Origin of the sequence: Actinoplanes sp. NPDC049598, from assembly GCF_040675435.1 — a bacterium.
Classification (GTDB): Bacteria; Actinomycetota; Actinomycetes; order Mycobacteriales; family Micromonosporaceae; genus Actinoplanes.
Genome location: NZ_JBFAOX010000001.1, coordinates 91,593 through 117,713, shown reverse-complemented (window position 1 = coordinate 117,713; position 26,121 = coordinate 91,593). Strand labels below are relative to the sequence as shown.

The window sequence follows — 26,121 nt, the reverse complement described above, 5'->3', positions numbered from 1 at the left end:
CCGGGTCGCGCCCGTATGTCACCCGGGCCGGAACACGGGCTCAGGGAGAACAATGAGGGGATGGGGCAGTTCACGGTGGTGGTCGGGGCCGGGTCGATGCGGTCGCCGGAGGGAGGGGCGGTGCGGTTCCCGCATCGGTGGACCGAGGAGGGGGTGACGGTCGAGGCGGAGTTCACGGGGGCGCATCTGCTGCATCTGGCGGCGGCCGGCTGCGTACTGAACGACCTTTATCGCGAGGCACGGGCGCTGGAAATCCCCCTGGAGGGGGCCCGGGTGACCGCGGAGGGCGACTTCGACACCGGGAGCTGGGCCTCGACCGGGATCGACTACAGCATCGAGGTCGACTCGGGCGCGTCCGAGGCCGAGGTGGCGCGGCTGCTGGCGCGGGTGGACGAGGTGGCGGAGATTCCGCGGACGATCCGGGCCGGAGCGCCGGTCCGGCGGTCGGGGCGCCCCTAGAGTCGGCACCGCGACCGCCGAGGCCGTGCTCAGCGACGCCGGGCGGAGGGCTCCAGCAGGGGGTTGAGCCAGCTGTTGTCGGCCGGGTTGATCGTCAGGCCGGGCGGGACGATCTCGTCGATGCGGTCGAGCACGTCGGCCGTCAGCACCACGTCGGCCGCGGCCGGCTGGGACTCCAGGTGCTCGACGGTGCGCGGACCGATGATCGGGGCGGTGATCGCCGGATGCCGCAGCACGAACGCGAGGGCCAGCTCGATCAGGGGTCAGCCCGGCCTCGGCGGCCAGCGGGGCGAGCTGCTCGACCGCCTCGAGCTTGCGCTGGTTGGCCGGGATCGTCATGTCGAACCGGTTGGCCAGCCGGCGCCGCGCCTCGGAGGCCCGGCGTCAGCGCCGACTACTACACCCGCCTCGAACGGGGCCGGGTGGCCGGGGCTCCCGCGAGGTGCTCGAGGCGGTCGCCCGTGCGCTGCAGCTCGACGCCGACGAGCGCGACCATTTCTTCCGCCTGGTCTCCGCGATCCAGCAGGCCCCGCCGATTCCTCAAACCCGGCCGTCCCAGGTTCGTCCAGAGCTACGCCGCGTCCTGGACGCCCCGAGCGCCCCGGCCTTCCTGCAGAACGACCGCCTGGACTTCGTCTACGCCAACCATCTCGGCCGCGCGGTCTTCTCCCTGCCGGACCTCACCGAGCCGTTCAACACGCTCCGGTTCCAGCTGCTCGACCCGCGGGCCCGCGAGTTCTACCGCGACTGGGAGCAGGCCACCCACAACGGCGCCGCCGTCCCGCGGGCCTCGGCCGGCCGCACCCCCGACGACCCGGAGATCGCCCGGCTCGTCGGCGAGCTCTCCACCTACAGCGAGCATTTCCGTACGCTGTGGGCCGCCCACAATGTGCTGCGCTACCGTCGCGGCGCCAAGCGCTACCGCCACCCGCTGAGCGTGGGCCCAGCCCTTGATCGGGGTGCCGTCGCCGCCGGCTCCCGCCGCCGGTCACCATGCAGCGTCACCTCGTACGTCAGGAGAAGGTAACGCCGTACCACTCGGCGGCCGGGAGGTCCTGCCGGGTGCCGCCGCGCTGGAAGGTGACGTAGCCGCTGACCCAGAAGTCGCCGTCCTCGCTGTCCAGCCAGGGACCCACGCAGCCGGTGACGACGGCGCCGCCGTCCTGGGTGAACGGCTCGAAGGTGCGGGCGTCGTTGGCGCACTGGACCGAGTCGGTGGCGCCGCTCGGGGTCTCGTAGTCGAAGTCCATCCAGTACTGGTCGAGCACGACCCGCTTGAACGCGCCGAGCTGGTCGGCCGAGCCGGACGGCCAGTCGACGCGCATCTCGACCTTCGGGCGGACCTGCTCGCCCTCCCACTGGACGCACATCCGCTGGGCGATCCGGCCCCACGACGGGCTGTCGGCCACGAGGGCCGACTGGTCCCAGCCGCTGCACATCTGCTCGACGTCGTCGGCCTGGGCGGCGGCCGGCGCGGCGAACGTGAGGCCGGCGGCCAGGGTGGTCAGGGCGGCGAGGCGGCGGGCGAGCTTGTTCATGATGTCCTCCGGGGTTGTTGTCCGGCCCGCCCCTCGGCGGGTTCACCGCCACCACGGCCCGGCCCGGCCCCGGGTTCAGACCCGATCGGGTGACCCTTGAACGGCCGGCGCCCCCACGCCCGTACCGACTGCCGTGGGGAACGACAACTGCTTGCCGCCCGTGCCGCCCAGCCCGCCGGAAGCGCTCAGCTCGCCGCCGGAAGCGCTCAGCTCGCCGCCGGAAGCGCTCAGCTCGCCGCCGGAAGCGCTCATCGAGGGAGTGCCGGAGGACGCCGATCTGATGTGGCGGCGCCTGGTCCGTCGTCTGCGGGGGGAGCTTCGGGAGGTGCCGCCGCAGCCGGACCACCTGGCCGAGGTCATCCGCTTCCCGGTGACCCGACCGGCTGACTGATCCGGCGAATCACCCTCATCCGGGCATCATGGACAGCGTGACCGCTCGCTTGCTGCTGACGAAGATCGCGGCACCGTTAGTCGCACTAACGATCCTGTTCGCCCTGGCGATCACCCGGCGCCGGGAGCCCGCGCCCGCCCCGGTGGCCCCGCGGCCGCCGTTGCAACTGCTCGCGGTCAGTGTCGCCCGGCCGGCGGTAACGGCCACGTTACCGGTCGGCGCCGAGCCCGAGGGCGTCGCAGTGTCACCGGACAGCCGCACCGTCTACGTAGCCAACCAGGGTGAGCGTTCGCTCTCCGTGATCGATGTGGCATCGCGCTACGTCACCCCGGTGCCCCTACGCAACACCGCGCGCTTCGTCGCCGTCTCCCGCGACGGCCGCCGCGTCTACGTCTCGATGTTCGAAAAGGACCGAAGCGGCAGCGGCGTCGCCATCCTCGACGCGGCCACCCGCCGGGTCATCAGCTACCTCAGGACCGGAACCCAGCCGTACGACCTCGCGGTCGCCCCCGACGGCCGTCTGTGGGTCCCGATCCACGGCAGCGCCCGCCTCGACGTCTTCTCCCCCGACGACAGACCCGCAGGCCAGGTCCGCGTCGCCGCCAACCCGCACTCGGTCGGTTTCGCGGCCGCCGGCTCGCGCGCGTTCACCCCGGACCACGAGTCGAACCGCGTGTCGGTGATCGACACGCGGACCGACCGCCGGACCGGCTCGATCCCCGTAAGCTCGGCGCCGCACAGCCTCGACGTAGCCCCGGACGGCCGGACCGTGGCCGTCGCCTGCTACGGCGCGAACGCGGTGGATCTCATCGACGCCGTCACCCTGCGTCGGCGCGGCCCGTTCGCGGTCGGCCGCAAACCACAGAGCGTCGCCGTCTCGGCCGACAGCGCTCACGCGTACGTCGTCAATGAAGAAGACAACACGGTCTCGGTCATGGCGATCCGGAGCGGCACGGTGACCGCCACCCTGCGCGTCGGCCGGAGCCCGCGCACGGTCGCGGTCGCCCCGGACGGGCGATCGGCCTACGTCACCAACGGCGACGACAACACCGTAAGTATCCTCCAAATCGGGCAATCCACCTCCCGGGCGATTGAGCGGCCGCCGTCGCCGCCGGAATGATCAGCGGCATGCGCCGACGCTCGGAAACCGCCGACGAGCTGATCATCCGCCGGCTCTTCGAGGAGCACGGCGGGGCGCTGCTCGCGTACGCCACGCGGTTGATGGGTGACCGGGCGCTGGGCGAGGACGTGGTCCAGGAGACCCTGATCCGCGCATGGCGCAACCCGGAAGCCCTCAACAACGACAAGGGATCCGTACGCGGATATCTGTTCACCGTCACCCGCAACCTCGCGATCGACCGGCACCGGGCCCGGCGGTCCCGCCCGAGCGAGGTGGCCGAGACGGTCAGCAGCATCCCCACCCAGCGCGACCACGCCGGGCCGGTGGTCGACTCGATCGTCGTGCTGGGCGCGATGGACACGCTGTCGCCGGAGCACCGCGACGTGCTGCGCCTCCTGTACTTCCAGGGCCGCAGCGTCGACGAGACGGCCGAGTCGCTGGGCGTGCCGCCGGGCACCGTGAAGTCGCGCAGCTACTACGCCCTGAGACGGTTGCGGGAAGTCATCGCCGACCGTCCGGTCACGGTGAGGGGGGCCGCCGGATGAGCGAGCACCAGAGCGAACTGCTCGGCGCGTACGTCCTCGGGGTGCTCGACCCGCCCGAGCACGACACCGTCCAGCAGCACCTGCACGACTGCGCCGCCTGCCGCCGCGAGGTGGGCGACCTGCGGGAGATGGAGTCCGCCCTCGGCGAGGTCCCGCCGGAGGCGCTGATCGAGGGCCCACCGGCCGGCGCCGACCTGCTGCTGCAGCGCACGCTGCGGTCGGTACGTGCTCAGGGCGACCGCCGCCGGTATGCGTTGGTGGCCGCCGCGGCCGCGGTAGCGCTGCTCGGCGGCGCGGTCGCCGGCCGGGCCTCGGCCCCGGCGGAGACGCCACCACCGCCGCCGGTGGCCGCCGCCGGCCGGACCGCGTCGGCCACCGACGACAGCACCGGCGCGGCCATGACGATCCGCGTGCGCGACGCGGCCGGCTGGGTCCGGGTCAACGCCGCGGTCACCGGCGTCGCCCCCGGCCAGCAGTGCCGCCTGGTCGTCGTGGCCCGCTCCGGCCTGCGCCGCGAGGCCGGCAGCTGGCTCGTCTCCGAGGCCGCCGCCACGGCCGGCACCACCGTCGACGGGGCCGCCCTGGTCGCCCCGGCCGACGTCCGTTCCGTCGTTCTGGAGACCTTCGCCGGCCAGCCCCTGGTCACCGTTCCGATAGGCGCCTGACGGCGCCGACGATCATGGTGATGAACAGGGCGCGGTGACCGCGGGCGTAGCCGGTGACGAACATCGCGGCCGAGACGATCAGGCTGAGACCGGCCACGATGGGGGCCATCGGCGCGGACAGCGAAATCCACGTCGCCCACGGCCAGTCGGACCAGATGTCGGCGCCGGCGGTGTACGGGTCGTCGCTTGACGGTAAGTACCAGTGGCCGGTGACCTCGGCCGCGCGCCGCAGCGTGAGGAAGATGCAGAGCGCGAACCAGGCGGCGTAGCCGAGCTGCGCCGCGGCGACGGTCCAGCCGAGATTGCGGTCGCGCAGGTGAGGGCGGCCCAGGGTGGTCATCGGCGCACCGTCAGATCGGGGCGGCCGCCGGTGATCCCGGCCAGGCGGGTGATCTCGGCGGACAGGTCGGCGTCGGGGATGGCGCCGGCCTCGGGGAACAGGGTGACGGTGAAGCCCTCGTCGCCGGTCTCCCACGTGCCGGCGACCCGGCCCTCGCGGACGACCACGGGTGAGATCCAGCCGGCGGCCTTGCTGATCATGTCGCGGCGGCCGGCGGCGATGATCTCCTCGTTCTTCGTGCCGGGGCCCAGCACGAACTGGTCGAAGGCCGGGAGGAGGCGGACTCCGGGCAGCGGCTCGGCGGCGGCGATGTCGTCCAGGTCGGCCGTACGGGCGTACGCCGCCCGGCCGTCGACGGTCACCTCGGTCAGCTCGCCCGACCGGGTGAGCGCGGCGAACCACTTCCGCAGGGACGCCTTCTTCGACGCGCCGCGGATCAGCCACTGGTCGAAGGTGTCCATCGTGGCCGGCCCGTAGGCGCCCAGGTAGGCGGGGATGACGCGCCCGGCCGCCTCGTCCGGCTCGGGCAGGCCGGTCCAGCCGTCGAGCCACGTGGCCGGGCTGGTGAAGGTGACCCGGTTGCCGTCGCCCGGCCCGTGGCACAGGTAGCCCTGCCAGGCCAGCGGCTTGAGCACGGCGCCCCACCCGGAGCCGAGCAGCTCGGCGAGCGACTCGTCGCGGGTGTGCTCGAGGATCCGGGCGGTGAGCTCGGCCCGGGTGAGCACCCGCCCGTGCAGGGCCTCGCGGGCCGCTTCGGCGATCGCCGCGATCTGGCCGGTGGTGGCGAAGGTCTTCTGCCAGGCGCCCTTCTCCCACGTACGCGCGGCCGCCATCAGACTCAGGTAGGCGGCCGCGTCGCCGGCGGGGAGCAGGTGCAGCGTGCCCCGCATCGCCCACACCTTGATCAGCCGGCGGCGGTCCAGGGCCGGCCCGGCCTCGCCCGGGCCCGGTGACGGACGGCGCACGGCGACGGCCAGGTCGGCGGCGGAGGCGACCTGGGCCTGAACGCCGCAGAGCCGCTCGACGATCCGCTCGGCCGTGGCCTCGGCCGGCCGGTCGAGGAATTGCCGCCGTACGCGCCACGACCGGACCTGGTCCAGGGAGAGCTTCATCGGGTCACAGGTCGCGGTGGCCGGCCGGCGTGGTCATCGGCGCATCGTAACCGCCTGGACCCACTTGCAACATGCCGGAAAACTCTTCCAATCTTTGCAAGCCCTTGCTAGCGTCCGTTCCAATGTGAACGCTGGATTACCCCCCTGTTACTGATCCCCTCGCAGGTAACAGGGTGAAAAGTAGTCACGACCCTCAATCGAAAGATCGGAACGCCATGCCCCCGGCAAGGTGGGTTCCGGCGGCACCTACCTGAAGTGAAAGGGGAACCGGTGAAAAGGAAAATCTGGGTTCTTCCGTCCGTCCTGGCGCTGCTCGCCGCTTTCGTGAGCGTGCTGGTGGTCGGCCGGCCGGAGCAGGCCGACGCCAAGGCGGACGCCAATCCCGGCCCGCGCGACGTCATCGTGCACCTCTTCGAATGGCCGTGGGCGTCGATCGCCGCCGAATGCACCAATGTGCTCGGTCCGAAGGGCTTCGGTGGCGTCCAAGTCTCGCCGCCGCAGGAGCACGTGGTGCTGCCCGGCGCGGGTTACCCGTGGTGGCAGGACTACCAGCCGGTCAGTTATCAGCTGGTGTCGCGGCGCGGCGACCGGGCGGCGTTCGCGACCATGGTGAGCACCTGCCACGCGGCCGGCGTGAAGATCTACGTGGACGCCGTCCTCAACCACATGGCCGGCGGCGCCTCGACCGGCACGGGCAGCGCCGGGTCGACCTACAGTCACTACGGCTACCCGGCGGTTGCGTACGGCAACGACGACTTCCATCACTGCGGGCGCAACGGCACCGACGACATCGCCAACTGGGGTGACCGCTGGGAGATCCAGAACTGTGAGCTGGTGGACCTCTCCGACCTCAAGACCGAGTCGGGCTACGTGCGCGGCAAGCTCGTCTCCTACCTCAACGACCTGATCTCGCTGGGGGTCGACGGCTTCCGGGTCGACGCGGCCAAACACGTCCCGGTGGCCGACCTCCAGGCAATCTACGGGCAGCTCAGCGGCACCCCGTACATCTTCCAGGAGACCATCGAGGGCGGCGCCGGCGAGCCCAGCCCCTCGGAGTACACCGGCATCGGCGACGTGACCGAGTTCCGCTACGGCGACGTGGTCGGCAACGCGTTCCGGGACGGCAACCTGGCCAACCTGCAGAACCTGCCCGGCCAGATGCTGCTGAGCAGCGGCGACGCGGTCGCCTTCATCGACAACCACGACACGCAGCGCAACGGCCGGGCCAAGCTGACCTACAAGGACGGCACCAACTACGCGCTGTCCGAGGCGTTCATGCTCGCCTACCCGTACGGCACGCCGTCGGTGATGAGCAGCTTCACGTTCAGCAACCCGGAGGCCGGGCCGCCGGCGTCGTCGAACGGAACGACGACCGCGGTCAATTGCGGCAACGGCTGGGCGTGCGAGCACCGTAACCGCACGACGGCCAACCTGGTCGGCTTCCACAACGCGGCGGCGGGCACGCCGGTCACCAACTGGTGGTCGAACGGCGGCAACCAGATCGCGTTCGGGCGCGGCTCGGCCGCGTACGCCGTCTTCAACCGCGGCGGCGCCCTCAGCCGCACCTTCCAGACTTCGCTGCCGGCGGGCACCTATTGCGACGTCGCCAACGGCGACGTCAACGGCGCCACCTGCTCGGGGACGGCCTACACGGTGAACGCGAGCGGCCAGTTCACCGCGACCGTGCCGGCCAACGGAATGCTGGCCCTGCACATCAACGCCCGTACGTCCGGCGGTGGAACAACCAACCCCTGCACCACCGTGGCCGTGACGTTCGCAGCGAATGCGGCAACGGTCTGGGGCGAGAACGTCTTCGTCCTGGGCAACCGGGCCGAATTGGGCAACTGGAACACCAGCGGCGGCGTCGCGCTCTCGTCGGCCACCTACCCGGTCTGGCGGGGCACGGTGAGCCTGCCCGCGAACACCAGCATCGAATACAAATACGTCAAGAAGAACGGCTCGGCGATCACCTGGGAAAGCGGCGCGAACCGTGTCGTCAACACCGGCTCGGCGTGCACGCTGACCGTGAACGACACCTGGCGGTCGTAGCGACGGAACAAACTCCCGTGAAACACCCCGTCGTCGGCGGCGGGGTGTTTTACGGGTGCCATCTCGAGCCTCGGCATCGGCAGGGTCGGCGGCCCTCCGCACCGTCGGCGATGGCGGCCCCGTCGCGCATGTGGTCGAAGAGCTCGGCTGCTCTCGGGCCACCGGCTACAAGTGGCTGGCCCGCCGGCCCGCTGGCCCGCTGAGGGCGACGCCGGCCGGACGGATCGCCGCAGCACCGCGAATCGGTCACTACAACCAGGCGCTGTCGGCGCGGCGTACCCCTTCACGCGCTCGAGCAGGTGGTCACACGGCCATGGGGCGCCTGCTCCGGTGCCGCATTTTGGTCCGGTACATGTCCGCGTCGGCGGCGGCTGACAACTGGGCGAAATCGCCGCCGCCGAACGCGTGACCGATGCTGGCGCCGACCTGTCGAGGCCCGATCCGGGTCTCGACCGGCGCCGCCAGGGCCACATGCATGCGATCGGCCAGATTGTTCAGCGCGGAGGCCACGTCCGTGCCGGTCACCACCACGACGAACTCGTCGCCACCGGTCCGGGCCAGCAGATCACCGGGCCGGACGATCTTGCGCATCCGCTCGGCGAGCACCCGCAGCACCTCATCGCCGCTGTCGTGCCCGCCCAGATCGTTGATCGTCTTGAAGTCGTCCAGGTCGATCACCAGGACGCCCATCTCGGCGCCGCGCACCTGTTCGGTGAAGGCCCGCAGCAGCGTCCGGTTGGCCAGCCCGGTCAGCGGGTCGTGCGTGGCCGCGTGATGCAGCTGGGCCCGTTTCTCCTCCAGCTCGTGATGCAGGCGCGCATGCTGCACGGCGATCGCCGCGTGCTGGGCGAAAAGCTCCAACATCTCCCGCTGGACGAGACCCGGCCGGCGCCCGTCCCGCGGCAGGTCCACGCTGAGCACCCCGACCAGCTCGCCGTCCGGCGCGTACAGCGGGGCGAACAGGCAGTCCTCCGGATGCCACCCCTCCGGCTCGGCCGGCACCGGGATGTCCGGCGTCCACACCGTCATCGTCTCGGGCATCCCGTGCTTGTGGTCGACGAAGTAGAGCGACCCCCACTGCTCGCCCCGGCCGAACAGCTCCTGCCACTGATCGAGCGTCGACGTCGTCCCCAGCAACTCGCTGCGGATCTCGTCCGGCCCCTCCACCGACACGACCGAGAAATCGCCGTCGAGCTGCAGCAGGTTGACCACCGCGACCTTGAAGCCGGACGCCTTCGTGACCCCGTGCACCACCGCGTCCATCGTGCGGGTCAGATCGAGGCTCGCGTGCACCGCCTTGCTGACCTCGTGCAACGTGCGCAGCCCCTCGAGCTGGGCCAGCGCGTCGGACAGCTGCGACGACAGGTCCTCGATGCTCGTCAACACCCGCCCCCTACGCCGCCCGAGTCTGAGATCTTAACGGCTGGATCGCCCCACGGCCCGGCCTGTGCTCAACTGTCAAGATGGCGCACCCCATCATGTTCGACGACGCGGATCCCCTGCTGGCCCGCATCCGCGCGGTGGCCCTCGCCTTCCCCGGCGCCGCCGAGAAGATCTCCCACGGCCACCCGGCCTTCTACACGACGAAGGTCTTCGCCTACTACGGCGGCTCGGTCAAGGTCGACGGCGCGTACGTCAGTCACCCGCACTCGCTGATCGTCCTCCCCGGCCCCGGCGAACGGGAAGCCCTCCTCGAGAACCCGGACTGCTACGTCCCCGCGTACCTCGGCCCCTCGGGGTGGATCGGTCTTGACCTGACCCCGCGCACCGACTGGGCCGAGATCGCCGAGTTGCTCGACGCCAGCTACCGCCTGACCGCCGGCAAACGCCGCGTCGCCGCCCTCGATGCCGAGTAGCGCCGAGCGAGCGCCACGGGACCATGGAACATGACCGCCTCGGTGGCCGCGGATGCCTCATCGGGGATCATGAGAAGCTACCGCTGGGCGCCGCTGACCGCGCCGGGCAGCGTCGACGGTTTCGGCAGCACCGCAGAGCAGGCCGAGCGGCTCGGGTTGTTCTGCGACCGGTACGGATTGGACGGCGCCGGGCGTACGCAACTGATCGACATGGTCGTCGCCCGGCTGCACACCCTGGTCGACTTCATGCGCGCCCGGGCCGCGGCCGGCGACGCGGCGTTCGCCGGTCACCTGGCCGCGGGGCATCACCGGCAATATCTGGGCGACGCCGGGTACGTGCTGCGCGAGCGGGCGGTCCTCGAGGAGCGCCTGACTCAGCCCCGGCCGGCGTAGACGGCCTGGTCGCCCAGCTCCTGCTCGATGCGCAGGAGCTGGTTGTACTTGGCCGTGCGGTCCGAGCGCGACAGCGAACCCGTCTTGATCTGGCCCGAGCCGAAGCCGACGGCCAGGTCGGCGATGGTGGTGTCCTCGGTCTCGCCGGAGCGGTGCGAGACGACGACGCGGTAGCCGGCCTTGTGCGCGGTCTCGACCGTCCGCAGCGTCTCGGTGAAGGTGCCGATCTGGTTCACCTTGACCAGGACCGCGTTGGCGTAGCCGCCCTCGATGCCGTCGAGCAGCCGGTCGGCGTCGGTGCAGAAGACGTCGTCGCCGACCAGCTGCAGACGGTCACCGGCGGCCGTGGTGAGGGTCTTCCAGCCCGCGAGGTCGTCCTCGGCCATCGGGTCCTCGATGGAGGAGATCGGATAGCGGCCGGCCAGGTCCAGCAGGTACGCGATGTGCTCGTCGACGCTGCGGGAACGCCCCTCGCCGGCGTACCGGTAATGGTCGTCCCGGAAGAACTCCGAGCTGGCCGGGTCGAGGCAGATGGTGATGTCCTCGCCCGGCCGGTAACCGGCCTCCTCGATGGCGCGGACGACGAAGTCCAGCGCCTCGGCGGCGGTCCGGAAGTTCGGCGCGAAGCCGCCCTCGTCGCCGACGTTGACGCTGTGGCCGGCGGCGGCGAGCGAACGGCGCAGCGTGTGGAAGACCTCCGAGCCCATCCGGACCGCCTCGAAGAAGCTCGGCGCGCCGACCGGGGCGATCATGAATTCCTGGAAGTCGAGCGGGTTGTCGGCGTGCGCCCCGCCGTTGACGATGTTCATCATCGGCGTCGGCAGCAGCCGGGCCCCGACCCCGCCCACGTACCGGTACAGCGGCTGCCGGTGGGCCACGGCGGCCGCCTTCAAGGTGGCCAGCGAGACCCCGAGGATCGCGTTGGCGCCGAGCCCGCTCTTGTCCTTCGTCCCGTCCAGCTCGATCATCGTCTCGTCGACGCGTGCCTGGTCCTCGGCGTGCAGCCCGGTCACCGCCTCGGCGATCGGCCCGTTCACCGCGGCCACGGCCTTGGTCACACCCTTGCCGTGGAACCGCGCCGGGTCGCCGTCCCGCAGCTCGACGGCCTCGTTGGCCCCGGTGGAGGCCCCCGACGGCACGGCCGCCCGCCCGAGCGACCCGTCGGCGAGCACCACGTCGACCTCCACGCTCGGGTTGCCCCGGCTGTCGAGGATCTGCCGTCCGATCACGCGGCTGATCGCCGTCATCGCACACTCCCTGCTCTCGGTTGCTTGCTCTCCAGCCGGGCCAGACTGGCACGATCCGGCGCCGTGGCGCCGCCTTCGCGGCGGCGAGAAGCAACACGTTGACCCGCACCCCGGGGTACGGGTTTACGGTCGAGCCGCGGCCTGTCGGCGGAGGGCGGCGGCGACGAGGAGTGAGGTCAGCAGAAGCAGGGCGGCCAGGCCGGCGTACAGGCCCCAGGCGACGTCGAAATCGAGGCCGTCGACGTGGTATTCCAGGAGATTGTCGCGGACGATGTCGCCGACTTCGCCGCCCCCGCCGGCGTCGCTCGTCCAGGCGCCGCCCGTGAAGATCAACGGCGGGATGGCCTGCCACGCCCAGACGACGACGAGAGCGGCCGCACCGGCCAGAACCGGCGCGACCCAGCGCCACACCCGGCGGCGGAGCAGGAACCACAGGCCGGTGGCGGCGATCGCCAGGACGATCGCAACGCTCCACCACGTCGAGGCGGTCCACGCCGAGGCCGTCTTGGTGATCGTGCTGTCCACACCGTTGTGCGAGCTGGCCGTCAGACTCCGGTACCAGGGCAGGAAGCTGGAGACCACCACGAGCAGACCCGCCGTCGCGACCGCGACATCAAGCTTGCGCACCCGCGGCTCAGCCTTGGGGCGACGGCGTGTGGACCAGGGGCAGCGCGCGCAGCAAACCAGCGACGTCGTCGAGGGCGACGACTTGATCGGTGATGCTGTCGCGGTCGATGGTGGCCTGCGGCATGCTCGGCGCGGTGGACGTGTCCGGGCTGGCGACCAGAACCGTGCCGCCGAATCGATGGATCGCGGTGGCCCCCGTGGCGGCGTCGATGCCCTGGCCGGTCAGCACCACAGCCAGCGCACGTGGACCGGCGGTCAGGGCGAGGGTGGTCAGCAACAGATCAGCCGAAGGGCGCGCGGGCGGTATCGCCCCGGATTCGATCAACGCGATGGACTGATCGGGCGTGATGAGGGTGTGATGCCGGGGCGGAGTGACCCAGACCCGGCCCGGGCTCAGCCGGTCGCCGTCCGCCGCGGTCGCGACCGGCAGAGCAGTCCGCTCGTCCAGCAGGCCGGCCAGAAAGGCGGGAGAGGCCGGGTCGAGGTGCTGCAAGGCGATGATCGCCGCCGGAAAGTCCTCCGAGGCCGGGGCCAGAACCCGGGTGAGAGCATCAAGACCACCGGTGGAACAGACAAGCGCGATGATCGGAAACTTGTCGTCGATCGGCTTGTGGTTCACCCAGGACCTCCGTCGTCGGTACAGGCTCAACGCTACCGGTCGGCGTGGATCAGCACGAAGCCGACCGCCGGTGATCAGGGCTGAACGTCGGGAATCTTGAAGGTGAAGGTCAGGCCGGACTTGCCGGCCAGCTCGCCGCCGGTGCCCAGCAACGAGACCTGGCCCTTCGCGCTGACCTCGGCACTTATCTGCACCTGGTCCAGGCGGTACTCGCCGAAGGCGGTGTCCACGCCGGCCAGCACCGAGCGCATGGAGGCGAGGAACGTCTCGATGCGCTCCCGCAGCACCTCGGCCGGGACGTCGCCCCAGCCGAGGCGGAACTCGTCGGCCCGGCGGAACAGGCCCCGCTCGGCCCGGCCGGCCTGGCCGTCGTCGAGGCCGAAGACGCGGATCGTCTCGGAGTTGTCGGTCATGAATCCTCCTGGGGTTCGGCGGCGATGCGGAGATCAGGGTCGGCGTACGCGGAATAGGTGAGCCCGAGCGGATTGCCGAACTCGGTCAGCAGGTGGTGGCGGGCCTGGTGGAACGCGGCCCCGAGGGGTTCGCGGCGCAGGATGAGCCGGGTGTAGAAGGCGGCCGAGAACTCGGCGGCCAGATCGTCCGGCACCTCGATGTCGGCGCCGATGAAGCCGCGGTTGTCGTTGTTGAGGAACAGCCACGGGAACGACAGCGAACTGCTCGCCGCCACCCGCGACGCTCCGCACGCGTTCATCACCACGAGCGGCATCTCCGCGGCCCGGTCACCGCGGCTGAAGTGCCGGTCGGTCAGGTCGGCGCCGAGCTCGTCGAGACGGATCCCGACCGTACGCCCGCCGCCCTGCAGCTCGATCTCGTTGCCCAGCGGGTCGCCCGTGCCGGCGTAGCAGTGGCAGGCGAAATGCTGGATCTGGTCGGGCCGCCGGCCGGTCTCGCCGGACAGGGAGGACCGCGGATCCCAGATCTGGTCGCTCAGGCTCGGCCCGCCGTCCCGGCCGGTCGGGAACGGTCCCTCGACCTCGACGTGCGAGGCGGCGGTCTCGGTGAACCACCGCAACTCGAGCTCGGCGCCCGGCAGACCGTCGTGGTACAGGAACCGTACGGCCAGCCGCCCTTGCGCCCCTAGGCGCAGCACCAGATCCTGCGGCACCGGGGCCGAGGCGAACGAGCGCCGCACGATGCAGGAGAAGCCGGCGAAGTCGCGGCAGGCCTCGACCAGTTGCTCGCGGTTGCCGACGCGCCGCTCACCGGTGGGCACGAAGACCGGCAGATACTCGATCGGCAGCAGCGCCTCGAGCTCGCCGACGCACTCCACCAGCGGCGGGAACCGGGGATGGCGGACCGGGACCGCGCTGCGCCAGAACTTCTGGACGGCCAGCACGTTGTCCCGCGTCCGGAAGATCAGAAACATCTGGAGCATGCCGATGCCGCGCAGCCGGTGGTACACCTCGGCCGCGTCCTCGTCGGCCACCTCCAGCTTCGGCAGCGCGTCCTTGAGGTCGGCCAGCCTCTGGTCGAGCGACTTGCGGGCCTCGGCCAGGGTCCCGGCATCAGGCAAGGTCAACCTCAGGTCCGGTACGGACCGGAGCGCGGCCGAGAACGTCACGTGGGTGACCGTTCCCGAGCGCGTCGCGCGAACCGTCACCGCGGCGCGCCGGCGGCTCACTCGTCCACCGGAACCTGGTGCGCCTCGGCCTCGACGGTGACGGCGACCGCCTGGATGAGCCGGCCGCCCTGGTACAGCTGGAACCAGATCTCGTGCCGGCCCGGGGTGGCCGGCATGGCGAAGGCGAACATGGTCTCGGCCGCCGCCGCGCCCACGGTGAGATTTCGCCGGTTGGGCTTGGCGTGCAGGGTCGGGCTGTCCGCCACCGCCTCGAACTCGACGACCCCGGCCACGCGGCCACCCTCGATCTGGATCGGCTCGGCCACGAAGAACTGCTCCCCCGACTCGAGCCGGGGCGCCGCCCCGCGCGCCTTCTCGTCCCGGATCAGGAACAGCGACAGCTCGAGCAGCCCACCCGCGGGCGCGGTGAGCATCTGCCCGGCCCGGTGCGAGGGCCGCCCCTCCCCCTCCCGGGTCAGGTCGATCACCATGAACCCGGTGAAGTTGGCCAGCGGCGGCCCGTTGACCGCGGCCTCGAGACTGCCCTCGACCACCACGCCGATGTGGTCGTAGAGGTGTTGCTGCATCTGCTGCATCCGCTCGCCGAGCCGCTCGCTGACGGGCTCGGCGGCCTGCTCGGCCACCCGCTCGGCGAGAGCGTCCAGCTGGTCGCGGTCGAGGGACGGACTGCGCACCAGGCGCTCGATCTGATCCTGACGCGTGTGCAACCGCCGGAACTCCGAGGCGACGCCGCTGGTGACGTCGTCGACGATGCGCCGCCGCAGGTCGTCGGCGGTCTCCTCGGAGAGCCGCCCGGTGACGGCGGGGATCGCCCCGGCCGGCTCCACGGTCAGCTCGGGGGCCGGCTCCGTGCCCATGAGGACCCCGGCCGAGCGGGCGAAGGCGCCCGGCTCGGCCGGGATCGGCACGTGCAGCGACCGGGCCAGGTCGAACCGGTAGATCTCGACGGCGTCGGCCCGCCGCCGGTAGAGCTCCGACACCCGGGCCCGCAGGCTGGTCAGCAGCAGAGCGGCGACCAGCAGCAAGGCGAACACCGGGGCGAGGTTGCCGACCAGCGACCCGGCCTGCCCGGCGAGGGGGACCACCCAGGTGATCGCGGTGGCGAGCACGCCGGCCACCGCCACCCGCAGGCCGGCGACCGACCGGTCGGCCCGGCGCATCCGCCGGCGTACCTCGGACGGCAGGACCATCTCGATCCGCGGCCAGACGAGGTCGATGACCAGCCCGGTGCGCTCGGCGACGTCGACCGCCGCGGTGACCACCGCGGCGGTCATCAGCGGCCGGGCCCGGGGCGACGTGCCGGCGACGGCCGTCCGGACCGGCCGGGATCGCGCGGCGCCGCCCCGGCGATGTCGCACGTCGCCGCGATCGAGCCGGTCACGAAGGCGCTCGGCCTCGTCGCGGTTGCTCCGGTCCACCGTGAGAATTCTCGTTTGGAGGTACCTTCGCTCCTCCTCCCAGCCGGAGGCGTCCTCGCCGTAAGACGAGGTCGGCCCGACCTCGACGGGCGGCAGACCAGGGGCCAGCCAGGCGAGCAGGGCACCCTGGACCAGGGCGGCGAGAACCACCACGCCGGCAGTCTGGGCGATCACGCCGAACAGGCTGAGGGGCAGATCGCCGAGCGCGCCGCCGTAGTCGGGCGTGATCGCCAACAGGACGGAGCCGGCCGCCGGCGCCAGACCGGCCAGTTGCAAAGGCAGGGACACCCCGATCGCCCGGCGCGGCCAGCTGCGGCGCGAGCCGATCACGGCGGCAGTCACAGTGCTGCCCACGACGAGTACCCCGAGGACGCCGAACAGGCTGGCGACGGCGCCGTGCCCCCGGGCCTGCGAGACGACGGCGAAACTCACCGCCCCGCCGCCGAACGGTATCAACGTCACCGCCATGACGAGCAAAGAGTCGGCGTCCAGCTCGATTCCGCCGCCGGAGATGAAGTAACCCAGCAAGCCGGCGGGCAGCAGCATCGCCAGGCCGGCGGTGACGTAACCCGCCAGCAGGTGGTCGTGGTAGAGCCAGGCGGTGGCGAGAACGATGAGCCCGACGACCACCACGGCGCCGACGATCGGCACGAGGAGGGCCCACAGGTCACGCACCGGCCCCCGGCCCACCCGGACGGCGCCCGTGACGGCCCCGACCGCGACGGCGCACAGCGCCAGCCCGAGCGTCAGCTCCCGGCCGTGGAGAGCAACGATCTGATCGCTGACCCCCAAGACCCCGCGCCAGCCGGCCACGGCCGCGACCACGAGCAGCAGCACACACGCCGCAACGCGCAGCGACCTTCGCATGATCCTGCGCACCTCGGCCACGCTCCAGGGGTAGCACGTTTCCACACCGCGCCGCGACCCTCCACTTAGGCGGCGGCATAACGATCCGTGGCATCCACTGCCCTCACCTCCCCCGCGGGCCGGGCCACCCGTCGCCGACCGCCCGGGATCACGCCCAGCCGAGCCCGCCCTCGCCTCGCCACCGGGTCAAGCCCCGAGCAGCACGGCGCCGACTCGCCGCCCGGTCACGCCTCCAGCAATACGGCGCCACTCGCCACCCGGTCACGCCTCCAGCAATACGGCGCCACTCGCCGCCCGGTCACGCCTCCAGCAATACGGCGCCGCTCGCCGCCCGGTCACGCCTGCGGAAGCACCGCGCCGGCTCGTCGCCCGGTCACGCCTGCGGCAGCACGGCGTCGGCTCGCTGCAGGATGGTGTTGAGGACCCGGGCGGTCACGGCCAGATCGGCCTCCGGTTGATCACCCCAGAGGAGGGCGGTCATCTCGGCGGTGCCGGCTCGGACGCCTTCCCACAGGGCCCGGCCCTCCGCGGTCGCCTCCACTGTGATGGCGTCGGCCAGGCCCAGGGCGGCCAGGTCGGCCACGTGCCGCCGCGCGGTGGCCTCGTCGACCTTGAGCGCGTCGCCGATCGGCCCGACCGCCCCGGGGCGAAGGATCGTCATGGTCAGCGCCACCCACTGGGGCTCGGTGACCCCCGTGCCGGCCAGTTCACGGGCCAGGATGGCGTTGAGGGCCTTCTCGGTGCAGCCGATGAGCTGCGGGCCGAAAGCGATCGCCATGAGTGCCTCCAATTCGTTAGTGGCCCTAACGTTAGGGCCACTAACGGAAGTTGTAAACTGCCGGGTGTGAGCAAGCGGCTGGAAAGACTGACGACACGGCGACTGTCGATGGCGGCCATGCGGTCGGATCGGTTGGTGAACGAGCGCCTGGCCGACGCCGGGACCCGGAAGTGGCACTATGCGGTCCTGGCCGCGCTCGACGAAGAGGGGCCGGCCAGCCAGGCCGAGCTGAGCCGGCGGACGGGCATCTTCGGCAGCGACCTCGTCGCCGTCCTCAACGAGCTGACCGGCCACCAGTTCGTCGAGCGCTCCCCCGACCCCACCGACCGCCGCCGCAACGTCGTCACGCTCACCGCGACCGGCCGCCGAAAGCTGACCCGCCTCGACCTGCTTCTCGAACGCGTTCAAGACGAGGTCTTCGACCCCCTCACCCCCACGGAACGCGAGCAACTGTCCGCCCTGCTCGCCAAACTCACCGAGACCAGCTGACCCGCGCTCGCCGAGAAAAGCAGCGTGGAGGCATCCATGGGCGGCAGCGCGCTGACCCGGACGCCACCGGGCAAGGCGACGCTGAGGCATCCGAGAGCGGCAGCCCCCTGACCCAGGCGCCACCGATAAAGGCGGCGCGGAGGGTCGCGGTCTGTTCGACGGCGCCGGCGAGAAAGGCGGCGCGGAGGATGGCGGCCTGTTCGACGACGCCGGCGAGAAAGGCGGCGCCGAGGGTCGCGGTCTGTTCGACGGCGCCGGCGAGAAAGGCGGCGCGGTGGGATGCGAGGGTGGCGGCCTGTTCGACGGGGCCGGTGTGGGGCGGTACGGCGCTGATCACAGATCGTGGCGACCGAGGCCGGTCCGTGGTTGGGTCTAACGCGTGAGCGACGAATCCGCCAGCACGCCCTGGAGGGGGCGGGTGGCCAACCCGCTGCGCCAGTTCCTGAGCACCGAGGCCGGCAGCGCCAGTGTGCTGCTGGTGGCGATCGCCGCCGCCCTGGTCTGGGCCAACGTGGCCGACGGCAGCTACGAGCATTTCTGGGAGACCGATCTCAGCATCGATCTCGGCGGTGACGGCATCCACCTGAGTTTGCGCGAGTGGGTCAACAGCGGCCTCATGACGATCTTCTTCCTGGTCGTCGGGCTGGAGGCGCGCCGCGAGTTCGACCTGGGCGACCTGCGGGACCGGCGGCGGTTCATCCTGCCCGCGGCGGCCGGCGTGGTCGGCATGGCCCTGCCGGTCGGCATCTTCCTGGCCTTCAACGCGGGCGAGCACACGGCCGGTGGCTGGGGCGTGGCGATGTCGACCGACACCGCGCTCGCGCTGGGGCTGCTGGCGCTGGTCGGGCGGAACGTGCCCGTGCAGGCCCGGCTCTTCCTGGTCACCGTGGCGGTGGTCGACGACGTGGTGGCGCTGATCGTCATCGCGGTCGCCTACAGCGAGAAGATCAGCTGGATGCCGCTGTTCTTCGCGGCGTTCTTCTACTCGCTGACCTTCCTGCTGGTCCGGTTGAAGATCCGCAGCGGCTTCGCTTACGTGCCGTTCGGGGTCGCCTTCTGGGTGGCGATGCTGGAGAGCGGCATCGACCCGGTCGTGTCCGGTCTGATCCTCGGGCTCACCGCGGCCGCGTACACCCCCGCCCGTGAGGCCTTGCAGGAGGCCAGTGACCTCTTCCGCTCGTTCCGCGAGCAGCCGACGCCCGAGCTGGCCCGCTATGCCCGGTTCGGCCTGGTCAGCACGCTGTCGTGGAACGACCGCCTGCAGCGCACCTGGTCCGGCTGGACGAACTACCTGATCGTGCCGCTGTTCGGCCTGGCCAACGCCGGGATCGCGATCGACGCGGGCTTCCTGGGGCGCGCGCTCACGTCGCCGGTCACGCTGGGCGTCATCGTGGCGTACGTGGTGGGCAAGCCGGCCGCCATCACGGGCGTGTCCGCGCTGATCACGTGGGTGACCAAAGGCGCCGTACGGCCGTCCGTGGGATGGTCGTCGGTGCTCGGCACCGGCACCATCGCCGGGATCGGCTTCACCGTGTCGTTCCTGATCGCCAACCTGGCCTTCGAGGGGCCGGAGCTGGCCGAGGCCAAGCTGGGCGTGCTGCTGGCCGGGGTCGGCGCGACCATCGTGACGTGGCTGGTCTTCCGCATCACGAACATGCAGTCCCGGCCCCGCCGCGCGGTGCTGCTGCTGGGCGACTCGGACGACATCATCGACCTCATCCCCGAGGTCGACCCGGACCGCGACCACGTGCGGGGCCCGGCCGGCGCGTCGGTCACGCTGGTGGAGTACGGCGACTTCCAGTGCCCGTACTGCGGGCAGGCCGAGCCGATCGTCCGCGAGCTGATGACCGACGACGATCTGCGTTACGTGTGGCGTCACCTGCCGCTGACCGACGTGCACCCGCAGGCGCAGATCGCCGCCCAGGCGGCCGAGGCGGCCGGGCTGCAGGGCAAGTTCTGGGAGATGCACGATCTGCTGCTGGAGCGGCAGGACCACCTGCGCATCGCCGACCTGATCGGCTACGCGGGCGAGCTCGGCCTCGACCAGGACCGCTTCCACTCCGACATGATGCGCGACGACTGCACCGACCGGATCACCGCCAACGTCGAGTCGGCCGACCTCAGCGGCGTCGCCGGCACCCCCACGTTCTTCGTCAACGGCCAGAGACACTACGGCTCGTACGATGTGGAGACCCTCGAAAAAGCGATCAAGCTGGCCCGTATCCGCGCCAAGATCGCCTCAAAACGAACGGCGGTCTGACATGACGTACGCCCTCGCCCCGATCGGTGTCGTCGAGTCGCCCCTGACCGATCCCGCCCTCGCGCCGAAGCAGGGCGCCGAGGGCGGCCCTTCCGCGTGGCTGGCCTTCGATCCCGCGGTCGTGGACGGCCTGCGGGATCTCGCCGTCGGCGACGAGGTGTTCGTGCTGACCTGGCTGCACCGGGCCGACCGCTCGGTCCTGGCCGTCCACCCGCGCGACGACCCGCGCGCCCCGCTGACCGGCGTCTTCAGCACCCGTTCGGCCGACCGCCCGAACCCCATCGGCCTGCACCGGGTCCGCATTCTTGCCCTCGACGGCCGGCGGGTGCAGGTCGCCGACCTGGAGGCGGTCGACGGCACCCCGATCGTCGACCTGAAGCCCGTCCTAGACGCGGCGCGGTGAGAGGTCCTTCGCCATGTTGCGCCCCGTCTCGGCAAAGCCCAACTGCTCGTAGAGGGCCCGGGCCCCGGTGTTGTGGGCGAAGACGTGCAGCCCGATCCGCCGCAGCGCCTGCTCGTGGCACCAGCGCTCGGCCGCCAGCATGATCGCCCGGCCGTAGCCTTGCCGGCGAAGCTCAGCTTCGACAGCGACGTTGTAGACGAACGCCGTGTCATCGGTGACTTTGATCCAGAGGAACCCGACCCGCCGCTCCCCGTCGTAGGCGTACCAGAAGTGGTGACCCGGGGTGGCGAATTCGTCAGGCAAGAGCCGCGCGTAAGTCTCGGCGGCTTCGCGGGCCGCATCCCCCGCCGACCGCCCGGCCGCGCCGACGCTGCGCGCGTAGTGCGCCTCAGCCTCCGCCCGCCACGGCTTGTACTCGTCCTCGGTCATCGGCTGCAGCCGCACCTCCACCATGCCCGCCAACCTACCGAGCCGTGGCCGGCGGGCTCAGGGGCGGTTCTGCACGCCGTCGAGCCACAGCGTGTCGGAGTCGTCGCGGTGGGGGCCGGACGTGCCGACGTGCTTGTCGCCGATCTTGGGGCCGTTCTTGATGACGTGGACCAGGGCCATGGCGTGTCCTCGGCCGAGGCCGTAGTCCTGCTTCAGCCACTCGACGATCTGGCCGGCCTTGGTGGCGGGCTGGTCGAGACCGCGCTCGTGGGCCAGGGTCATGAACTGGCGCGGGGTCAGTCCGGTCTTCGCCTCGATGTTGTCGAGATACGCCTGGAAGCTCATCGTTCGCGCCTTCCCTTCGGAATGTGTTCTGGCATCTCGTCAGACCAGCCGGGCGGGGAGATGTCATCGGCGCGATGGATGTGAGGTGACTCACGCCGGCGCCGTCCCGGCCCGGGTCACGGGCGGGGACGGCGCCGAGCGGGTCAGACGCGGGTCTTCGGGCGCAGGTAGACGGCCCAGGTGACCAGGACGCAGACGGCGTAGAAGGCGATGAAGGCGATGTACGCGGCGTCGGCCTCCTTGGTGGACAGGAACGATTGGCGGAAGGCCAGGTTGACCAGGACGCCGCCGAAGGCCCCGATGGCGCCGGCGATGCCGATGACGGCGTTGGAGAGGCGGCGGGCCTCGTGCTCGTCGCCGGGGTGCTTGGCGCGGAAGATGGCCGGGATCATCTTGTAGGTGGAGCCGTTGCCGATGCCGGTGAGGACGAACAGCACGACGAAGCCGGCGATGTAGAGCGGCAGCGACCTCTGCTGGGCGGCCAGCAGGACGATGGCGGCGCCCACGGCCATGGCGATGAAGTTGACGAACGTGACCCGGGCGCCACCCAGCCGGTCGGCCAGCGCGCCGCCGACCGGGCGGATCAGGGAGCCGAGCAGCGGGCCGAGGAAGGTCAGATAGGCCGCCTTCACGGGCGTACTGAACTCGGTGTGGAACTGCACTTGAAGGACCTGGCCGAAGGCGAAGCCGAAGCCGATGAAGGAGCCGAAGGTGCCGATGTAGAGCAGCGACATGATCCAGGTGTGCGGCTCGCGCATGGCGTCCCGCATGCCGCGTTTCTCGTTGCGGACCTGGGAGAGGTTGTCCATGTAGAGCGCGGAGCCGAGCGCGGCCAGCACGATCAGCGGAATGTAGATGCCGGCCACGATTCCCGGGTGTCCGGCGCCGAAGACCGCGAGCACGAACAGGCCGACCAATTGCACCGCCGCCACGCCCAGATTGCCGCCGCCGGCGTTGATGCCGAGGGCCCAGCCTTTGAGCCGGTCCGGGTAGTACGCGTTGATGTTCGTCATCGACGAGGCGAAGTTGCCGCCGCCGACGCCGGCCAGCGCGGCCAGGATCAGCAGCGTCGTATAGGAGACGCCGGGCCGGATGAGAAAGGCCGCCGCGATCGCCGGCACCAGGAGAAGCGTCGCGCTGAAGACGGTCCAGTTGCGGCCGCCGAAACGGGCCACGGCGAAGCTGTACGGAATGCGCAGCGCCGCCCCGAAAAGCGTCGGCACCGCGGTCAGGAGAAACTTCCCGGCCGGGTCGATGCCGTAGGACGGGCCGAGGAACAGCACCATGACCGACCACAGCGACCAGATCGAGAAGCCGATGTGCTCCGAGGTGATCGAGAAGATGAGGTTGCGCCGGGCGATGCGGGACCCGGTGGCATCCCAGAAAGCGCGATCCTCCGGCCGCCAGTCGTCGATCCAATGACCCCGAACCGATGAGGCGGCGGGGCGTTCCAAGACAGCAGTCACGTCAATCCCCCAGCATGATCTTGTCGTCGGCAACAGAGACCGGATAGACGGCGACGTCCTGCTGCCCGCTGAGCGAGCATCCGGTGCGAAGGTCCCAGGCGTTCAGGTGCAGGGGGCAGATGACCTGCTTGAGGTCGATCTGCCCGTCGGCCAGCGGGCCGCCCTTGTGCGGGCAGACCGCGGAGAGCGCGCGGACCGAGCCGTCGCGCAGACGGAAGACGGCCACCATGTCGCCGTCGACGGCGAAGGTGCGGCCCTCACCGAGCGGAATGTCGTGGATCGATGCGATCGGCCTCATGCGCGCACCGGGACCTGGGGCAGGACGATCAGCGGCAGGGAGGTCCGGAACTGCCCGGGCGTCGCCGGTTCGTCGCGGTCCTTCCACGGGTCGCGATAGGCGCCGACCGATGCCTCCATCGCGGCGTCGAGGTCGGCCGCGATGCCGTCGCTGTCGTCGACCACGATTTCCCGGATACGGGAGATGCCGACGCGCGGCACGAAGGCGTACGTCCGCTCGAGCCAGTTGGCGTTCTCCCGGTAGTACTGCAGGAACCGGCCGGTCAAAAGGATCACCTCGGAAGGGCTGTCGACCGTGGCCAGCAGGTCGCCCTTGCGGATGTGGGCCCCGGCCGCCCCGCCGACGTAGATCTCCCATTTGCCGCCGTCAATGGCGACGACCCCGAGGTCCTTGACGTACGCCTCGGCGCAGTTCCGCGGGCAGCCGGTGACCGCGAGCTTCATCTTGCCCGGCCCCTCGATGCCCTGATAACGCTCCTCGAGCGCGATTCCCAGCGCCGTCGAATCGCCCACGCCGAAGCGGCAGAAGTCCGAGCCGACGCACGTCTTCACCGTCCGGAAGCTCTTGCCGTAGGCGTAGCCCGACGGCATGTCCAGATCGGCCCAGACCTCGGGCAGCTTCTCCTTGGGGATGCCGAGCAGGTCGATGCGCTGGCCGCCGGTCAGCTTGACCATCGGCACCCGGTGCTTCTCGGCCACCTCGGCGATCCGGCGCAGCTGGGCCGGGGTGGTGACGCCGCCCTTCATCTGCGGGACGACCGAGAACGTGCCGTCGCGCTGGATGTTGGCGTGCACCCGGTCGTTGATGAACCGGGCGTCCCGCTCGTCGACGTACTCCCCGCCCCACATCATCTTCAGCAGCGAGGCCAGCCCCATCTTGCTCTTGGCGTCCTCCTCGCCGCCGAGCTTGGCGAAGACCGACGACACGCTCTTGAGCGAGTGCAGCCGGATCGCGTTCATCAGCTCGGGCTTGGGCATCGGGATGCCGGGCACGTAGTAGGAGGCGGCCGGGTCCTCCTCGACCTCGCCGCCGGCCGCCCACTCGACGATCCGCTGGACCACGCTCTTGCAGGTGCCGCAGCCCTTGCCGGCCCGGGTCTTGTCCATCACGCCGGAGACCGTCTTGCACCCGCTCTGCACGGTCGAGCAGATGGTGCCCTTGCTGACCCCGTTGCAGTTGCAGACCTGCTCGTCGTCGGCCATGTCGGCCACGCTGACCTCGCCGGCCGGGCCGCCCAGGTCGAACATCAGCTCGGCCCGCTCCTCGGGAAGGGCCAGCCCGCGGTCGAAGGCCTGCATCAGGAAGGCGACCTTGCGCACGTCGCCGATCAGGGTCGCGCCGACCAGGCGGCCGTCGCGGATGATGACGTTCTTGTAGACGCCCTTCTTCGGCTCGGCGTAGGTGAGCACCTCGTCGTCGGGGTGCGCCGGCTCCTTGAGGCCCATCGCGGCCACGTCGACGCCGGCCACCTTGAGCTTCGTGGCGACCTGCGAGCCGTGGTACTCGGCGAACGGGTTGACCCCGGTGAGGTGGTCGGCCAGCACCTTGGCCTGGTCCCACAGCGGGGCGACCAGGCCGTAGACCTCGCCGCGGTGCTGGGCGCACTCCCCCACCGCGTAGATGTCGTCCTCGTCCTGCACGCGCATCTGGTCGTCGACGACGATGCCGCGCTCGACCGGCAGGTCGCTGGCCGCCGCCATCTCGGAGTTGGCCCGGATGCCGGCCGCGACCACGATGACGTCGCAGTCGATGACCCGCCCGTCGGCCAGCTTGACCCCGGTGACCGCGTGCTTGCCGAGGATCTCGGTGGTCATGCCGTCGGTGACGACCTCGATGCCGAGCTTGGCCTCGACGGTCTCCTTCAGCATCCGCCCGGCGTCGGCGTTCAGCTGGGCGTTCATCAGATGCCCGGCGGCGTGGATGAGGGTCACGTGCGGCAGGTGGTTCTGCAGGCCGCGGGCCGCCTCCAGGCCGAGCAGCCCGCCGCCGATGACGACCGCGCGCTCGTGCTCCTTGGCGTAGCGGATCATGGCCCGGGTGTCGTCGAGCGTGCGGAAGGCGAAGACGCCCTGGTGGTAGCCGCGGCCCGGGCGGTGCGCGCCCTTGATGGGCGGGACGAAGGCCCGGCTGCCGGTCGCGATGATGAGCTTGTCGTACGGGGTGACGGAGCCGTCCTCGGCCACGACGGTCCGCGCGTACTTGTCGATGCGGGCGATCCGGGAGCCGGCGTGCAGCGTGATGCCGTTGTCGGCGTACCAGGACAGATCGTTGAGGAAGATGCCGGACTCGTCCTCCACGCCCGCGAGGACGTTGGAGAGCATGATCCGGTTGTAGTTGCCGTACGGCTCGTCGCCGAACATGGTGATCTCGAAGTCCCCGCCGCGGGCGAGGATCTCCTCCACCGTCCGGGCGCCGGCCATGCCGTTGCCGATGACGACCAGTCGCTGCCGCATATCAGATCTCCACCAGGCCCAGATCGACGATGACGGTGCCGGCGACGCCGGCCGGGGCGGCGAGCCACAGCTCGATCGAGGTGCCGGCCAGAAGGTCCTCGACCACCCGCAGGGGCACGTGCACGTCGCCCTTGGCGCCGATCGGGAAGTGCCGCATCGGCTTGCCGTCCCGCACGAGGACGACGTTGACGAGCTCGGCGGCCGCGTTGCCGCCCCGGAAGTAGACGGCCTGCGCGGTCGCGCCGTCGGGGACCACGTAGGACAGCTCGGGGCTCAGGGGCGCCGGCTGGTCCAGGCCCTTGCCCTCGAAGGTGAAGACGCCTTGCAGGAATCGTGGGGTCGAGTGCACCG

General features: G+C 71.1%; 30 protein-coding genes and 1 pseudogene. 13 read left to right on the top strand and 18 right to left on the bottom strand.

The genetic code is table 11. The annotated features are described in order from the left end of the window. The first annotated feature begins 60 nt into the window (after positions 1–60). Positions 61–459 (top strand): OsmC family protein, encoded by a 399-nt coding sequence (locus AB0J66_RS00635; protein ID WP_364654443.1) that lies wholly within the window; start codon positions 61–63, stop codon positions 457–459. Between the two features lie 29 nt (positions 460–488). On the opposite strand, the pseudogene AB0J66_RS00630 reads toward AB0J66_RS00635, so the two are convergent. Beyond that, positions 489–807 (bottom strand): annotated as a pseudogene (locus AB0J66_RS00630) (aldo/keto reductase); the annotation flags it as partial. On the opposite strand from AB0J66_RS00630, the gene AB0J66_RS00625 reads away from it, so the two are divergent. Next, complete coding sequence (locus AB0J66_RS00625) at positions 797–1,486, top strand: hypothetical protein (protein ID WP_364654441.1); 690 nt, start codon at positions 797–799, stop codon at positions 1,484–1,486. The pseudogene AB0J66_RS00630 and the gene AB0J66_RS00625 sit on opposite strands and share 11 nt — an antisense overlap. Here AB0J66_RS00625 and AB0J66_RS00620 read toward each other — a convergent pair. Continuing rightward, positions 1,473–1,997 carry a hypothetical protein gene (locus AB0J66_RS00620; RefSeq protein WP_364654440.1) on the bottom strand — a complete coding sequence of 175 codons (525 nt, stop codon included), beginning with the start codon at positions 1,995–1,997 and terminating at the stop codon, positions 1,473–1,475. The genes AB0J66_RS00625 and AB0J66_RS00620 overlap by 14 nt on opposite strands. Before the next feature lie 96 nt (positions 1,998–2,093). Between AB0J66_RS00620 and AB0J66_RS00615 the strand changes: the two genes are divergently transcribed. The 4 genes from AB0J66_RS00615 to AB0J66_RS00600 are packed head-to-tail and all read left to right on the top strand — an operon-like array spanning position 2,094 to position 4,718. After that, positions 2,094–2,384: a hypothetical protein gene (locus tag AB0J66_RS00615; RefSeq protein WP_364654439.1), complete on the top strand. Its 291-nt coding sequence runs from the start codon at positions 2,094–2,096 to the stop codon at positions 2,382–2,384. Positions 2,385–2,425: 41 nt separating this feature from the next. Further along, positions 2,426–3,508 carry a YncE family protein gene (locus AB0J66_RS00610; protein WP_364654438.1) on the top strand — a complete coding sequence of 361 codons (1,083 nt, stop codon included), beginning with the start codon at positions 2,426–2,428 and terminating at the stop codon, positions 3,506–3,508. An 8-nt stretch (positions 3,509–3,516) separates the two neighbouring features. Next, positions 3,517–4,053: a sigma-70 family RNA polymerase sigma factor gene (locus tag AB0J66_RS00605; protein ID WP_364654437.1), complete on the top strand. Its 537-nt coding sequence runs from the start codon at positions 3,517–3,519 to the stop codon at positions 4,051–4,053. Beyond that, positions 4,050–4,718, top strand: a complete 669-nt coding sequence (locus AB0J66_RS00600) for a zf-HC2 domain-containing protein (RefSeq protein WP_364654435.1) — start codon at positions 4,050–4,052, stop codon at positions 4,716–4,718. The genes AB0J66_RS00605 and AB0J66_RS00600 overlap by 4 nt, the downstream gene beginning before the upstream one ends. Here AB0J66_RS00600 and AB0J66_RS00595 read toward each other — a convergent pair. Both AB0J66_RS00595 and AB0J66_RS00590 read right to left on the bottom strand, forming a co-directional pair. Further along, positions 4,696–5,058, bottom strand: a complete 363-nt coding sequence (locus AB0J66_RS00595) for a hypothetical protein (RefSeq protein WP_364654434.1) — start codon at positions 5,056–5,058, stop codon at positions 4,696–4,698. The genes AB0J66_RS00600 and AB0J66_RS00595 overlap by 23 nt on opposite strands. Then, positions 5,055–6,170, bottom strand: a complete 1,116-nt coding sequence (locus AB0J66_RS00590) for a winged helix DNA-binding domain-containing protein (protein ID WP_364654432.1) — start codon at positions 6,168–6,170, stop codon at positions 5,055–5,057. The genes AB0J66_RS00595 and AB0J66_RS00590 overlap by 4 nt, the downstream gene beginning before the upstream one ends. A 270-nt stretch (positions 6,171–6,440) precedes the next feature. On the opposite strand from AB0J66_RS00590, the gene AB0J66_RS00585 reads away from it, so the two are divergent. Together AB0J66_RS00585 and AB0J66_RS00580 are read left to right on the top strand one after the other, a co-directional pair. After that, on the top strand, positions 6,441–8,219 hold the full coding sequence (locus AB0J66_RS00585) for a carbohydrate-binding module family 20 domain-containing protein (RefSeq protein WP_364654430.1): 1,779 nt from the start codon (positions 6,441–6,443) through the stop codon (positions 8,217–8,219). A 55-nt stretch (positions 8,220–8,274) separates the two neighbouring features. Beyond that, entirely contained in the window at positions 8,275–8,628 is a 354-nt protein-coding gene (locus tag AB0J66_RS00580; protein ID WP_364654428.1) for a leucine zipper domain-containing protein, read from the top strand. Here AB0J66_RS00580 and AB0J66_RS00575 read toward each other — a convergent pair. Further along, a complete protein-coding gene (locus tag AB0J66_RS00575; protein WP_364654427.1) occupies positions 8,523–9,602 on the bottom strand; it encodes a diguanylate cyclase in 1,080 nt (359 codons plus the stop codon). The genes AB0J66_RS00580 and AB0J66_RS00575 overlap by 106 nt on opposite strands. An 80-nt stretch (positions 9,603–9,682) precedes the next feature. On the opposite strand from AB0J66_RS00575, the gene AB0J66_RS00570 reads away from it, so the two are divergent. Beyond that, positions 9,683–10,075, top strand: a complete 393-nt coding sequence (locus AB0J66_RS00570; protein WP_364654425.1) for an MmcQ/YjbR family DNA-binding protein — start codon at positions 9,683–9,685, stop codon at positions 10,073–10,075. 69 nt (positions 10,076–10,144) lie between these two features. Then, positions 10,145–10,468, top strand: coding sequence for a hypothetical protein (locus AB0J66_RS00565; protein ID WP_364654424.1), 324 nt, complete (start codon positions 10,145–10,147; stop codon positions 10,466–10,468). On the opposite strand, the gene eno is transcribed toward AB0J66_RS00565, so the two are convergent. From eno to AB0J66_RS00530, 7 genes are all read right to left on the bottom strand, one after another. Continuing rightward, the gene (gene eno / locus AB0J66_RS00560; RefSeq protein ID WP_364654422.1) at positions 10,450–11,715 is read right to left on the bottom strand and encodes a phosphopyruvate hydratase; all 1,266 of its coding nucleotides are present in this window, start codon (positions 11,713–11,715) and stop codon (positions 10,450–10,452) included. The genes AB0J66_RS00565 and eno overlap by 19 nt on opposite strands. Positions 11,716–11,838: 123 nt before the next feature. Beyond that, on the bottom strand, positions 11,839–12,342 hold the full coding sequence (locus AB0J66_RS00555; protein ID WP_364654420.1) for a hypothetical protein: 504 nt from the start codon (positions 12,340–12,342) through the stop codon (positions 11,839–11,841). 7 nt (positions 12,343–12,349) lie between these two features. Next, positions 12,350–12,961 (bottom strand): chemotaxis protein CheB, encoded by a 612-nt coding sequence (locus tag AB0J66_RS00550; protein ID WP_364654418.1) that lies wholly within the window; start codon positions 12,959–12,961, stop codon positions 12,350–12,352. A gap of 74 nt (positions 12,962–13,035) precedes the next feature. Further along, positions 13,036–13,374: a hypothetical protein gene (locus tag AB0J66_RS00545; RefSeq protein WP_364654417.1), complete on the bottom strand. Its 339-nt coding sequence runs from the start codon at positions 13,372–13,374 to the stop codon at positions 13,036–13,038. Beyond that, positions 13,371–14,495, bottom strand: a complete 1,125-nt coding sequence (locus AB0J66_RS00540) for a CHAT domain-containing protein (RefSeq protein WP_364654415.1) — start codon at positions 14,493–14,495, stop codon at positions 13,371–13,373. The genes AB0J66_RS00545 and AB0J66_RS00540 overlap by 4 nt, the downstream gene beginning before the upstream one ends. A gap of 104 nt (positions 14,496–14,599) precedes the next feature. Further along, the gene (locus AB0J66_RS00535) at positions 14,600–16,849 is read right to left on the bottom strand and encodes a hypothetical protein (RefSeq protein ID WP_364654414.1); all 2,250 of its coding nucleotides are present in this window, start codon (positions 16,847–16,849) and stop codon (positions 14,600–14,602) included. Between the two features lie 373 nt (positions 16,850–17,222). After that, positions 17,223–17,627 carry a hypothetical protein gene (locus tag AB0J66_RS00530; protein ID WP_364654413.1) on the bottom strand — a complete coding sequence of 135 codons (405 nt, stop codon included), beginning with the start codon at positions 17,625–17,627 and terminating at the stop codon, positions 17,223–17,225. Between the two features lie 66 nt (positions 17,628–17,693). On the opposite strand from AB0J66_RS00530, the gene AB0J66_RS00525 reads away from it, so the two are divergent. The 3 genes from AB0J66_RS00525 to tsaA all read left to right on the top strand — a co-directional run bounded on the left by AB0J66_RS00525 (position 17,694) and on the right by tsaA (position 20,779). Further along, positions 17,694–18,116, top strand: coding sequence for a MarR family transcriptional regulator (locus AB0J66_RS00525; RefSeq protein ID WP_364654411.1), 423 nt, complete (start codon positions 17,694–17,696; stop codon positions 18,114–18,116). A gap of 379 nt (positions 18,117–18,495) precedes the next feature. Continuing rightward, entirely contained in the window at positions 18,496–20,376 is a 1,881-nt protein-coding gene (locus tag AB0J66_RS00520; RefSeq protein WP_364654410.1) for a Na+/H+ antiporter NhaA, read from the top strand. Between the two features lies 1 nt (position 20,377). Continuing rightward, positions 20,378–20,779: a tRNA (N6-threonylcarbamoyladenosine(37)-N6)-methyltransferase TrmO gene (gene tsaA / locus AB0J66_RS00515; protein WP_364654408.1), complete on the top strand. Its 402-nt coding sequence runs from the start codon at positions 20,378–20,380 to the stop codon at positions 20,777–20,779. On the opposite strand, the gene AB0J66_RS00510 is transcribed toward tsaA, so the two are convergent. From AB0J66_RS00510 to AB0J66_RS00485, 6 genes are all read right to left on the bottom strand, one after another. After that, positions 20,762–21,232, bottom strand: coding sequence for a GNAT family N-acetyltransferase (locus AB0J66_RS00510; RefSeq protein WP_364654405.1), 471 nt, complete (start codon positions 21,230–21,232; stop codon positions 20,762–20,764). The two genes, tsaA and AB0J66_RS00510, sit on opposite strands and share 18 nt — an antisense overlap. Before the next feature lie 33 nt (positions 21,233–21,265). Next, entirely contained in the window at positions 21,266–21,553 is a 288-nt protein-coding gene (locus tag AB0J66_RS00505) for a DUF4287 domain-containing protein (protein WP_364654403.1), read from the bottom strand. A gap of 143 nt (positions 21,554–21,696) precedes the next feature. After that, entirely contained in the window at positions 21,697–23,019 is a 1,323-nt protein-coding gene (locus tag AB0J66_RS00500) for a nitrate/nitrite transporter (protein WP_364654401.1), read from the bottom strand. 1 nt (position 23,020) lies between these two features. Beyond that, positions 23,021–23,317 (bottom strand): Rieske 2Fe-2S domain-containing protein, encoded by a 297-nt coding sequence (locus AB0J66_RS00495; RefSeq protein ID WP_364654399.1) that lies wholly within the window; start codon positions 23,315–23,317, stop codon positions 23,021–23,023. Further along, positions 23,314–25,770: a nitrite reductase large subunit NirB gene (nirB, locus tag AB0J66_RS00490; protein ID WP_364654397.1), complete on the bottom strand. Its 2,457-nt coding sequence runs from the start codon at positions 25,768–25,770 to the stop codon at positions 23,314–23,316. Before nirB ends, AB0J66_RS00495 begins: the two co-directional genes overlap by 4 nt. A gap of 1 nt (position 25,771) precedes the next feature. Next, positions 25,772–26,119 (bottom strand): molybdopterin oxidoreductase, encoded by a 348-nt coding sequence (locus tag AB0J66_RS00485; protein WP_364654395.1) that lies wholly within the window; start codon positions 26,117–26,119, stop codon positions 25,772–25,774. Between the last annotated feature and the right edge of the window lie 2 nt (positions 26,120–26,121).

What these genes read in the sequence shown, in the direction of transcription:
- AB0J66_RS00635 (WP_364654443.1), top strand. Translation starts at nt 61, where the DNA reads ATGGGGCAGTTCACGGTGGTGGTCGGGGCCGGGTCGATGCGGTCGCCG.
- AB0J66_RS00625 (WP_364654441.1), top strand. Translation starts at nt 797, where the DNA reads ATGTCGAACCGGTTGGCCAGCCGGCGCCGCGCCTCGGAGGCCCGGCGT.
- AB0J66_RS00620 (WP_364654440.1), bottom strand. Translation starts at nt 1,997, where the DNA reads ATGAACAAGCTCGCCCGCCGCCTCGCCGCCCTGACCACCCTGGCCGCC.
- AB0J66_RS00605 (WP_364654437.1), top strand. Translation starts at nt 3,517, where the DNA reads ATGCGCCGACGCTCGGAAACCGCCGACGAGCTGATCATCCGCCGGCTC.
- AB0J66_RS00600 (WP_364654435.1), top strand. Translation starts at nt 4,050, where the DNA reads ATGAGCGAGCACCAGAGCGAACTGCTCGGCGCGTACGTCCTCGGGGTG.
- AB0J66_RS00595 (WP_364654434.1), bottom strand. Translation starts at nt 5,058, where the DNA reads ATGACCACCCTGGGCCGCCCTCACCTGCGCGACCGCAATCTCGGCTGG.
- AB0J66_RS00590 (WP_364654432.1), bottom strand. Translation starts at nt 6,170, where the DNA reads ATGAAGCTCTCCCTGGACCAGGTCCGGTCGTGGCGCGTACGGCGGCAA.
- AB0J66_RS00570 (WP_364654425.1), top strand. Translation starts at nt 9,683, where the DNA reads ATGGCGCACCCCATCATGTTCGACGACGCGGATCCCCTGCTGGCCCGC.
- AB0J66_RS00565 (WP_364654424.1), top strand. Translation starts at nt 10,145, where the DNA reads ATGAGAAGCTACCGCTGGGCGCCGCTGACCGCGCCGGGCAGCGTCGAC.
- eno (WP_364654422.1), bottom strand. Translation starts at nt 11,715, where the DNA reads ATGACGGCGATCAGCCGCGTGATCGGACGGCAGATCCTCGACAGCCGG.
- AB0J66_RS00545 (WP_364654417.1), bottom strand. Translation starts at nt 13,374, where the DNA reads ATGACCGACAACTCCGAGACGATCCGCGTCTTCGGCCTCGACGACGGC.
- AB0J66_RS00535 (WP_364654414.1), bottom strand. Translation starts at nt 16,849, where the DNA reads ATGCGAAGGTCGCTGCGCGTTGCGGCGTGTGTGCTGCTGCTCGTGGTC.
- AB0J66_RS00530 (WP_364654413.1), bottom strand. Translation starts at nt 17,627, where the DNA reads ATGGCGATCGCTTTCGGCCCGCAGCTCATCGGCTGCACCGAGAAGGCC.
- tsaA (WP_364654408.1), top strand. Translation starts at nt 20,378, where the DNA reads ATGACGTACGCCCTCGCCCCGATCGGTGTCGTCGAGTCGCCCCTGACC.
- AB0J66_RS00510 (WP_364654405.1), bottom strand. Translation starts at nt 21,232, where the DNA reads ATGGTGGAGGTGCGGCTGCAGCCGATGACCGAGGACGAGTACAAGCCG.
- AB0J66_RS00505 (WP_364654403.1), bottom strand. Translation starts at nt 21,553, where the DNA reads ATGAGCTTCCAGGCGTATCTCGACAACATCGAGGCGAAGACCGGACTG.
- AB0J66_RS00495 (WP_364654399.1), bottom strand. Translation starts at nt 23,317, where the DNA reads ATGAGGCCGATCGCATCGATCCACGACATTCCGCTCGGTGAGGGCCGC.
- nirB (WP_364654397.1), bottom strand. Translation starts at nt 25,770, where the DNA reads ATGCGGCAGCGACTGGTCGTCATCGGCAACGGCATGGCCGGCGCCCGG.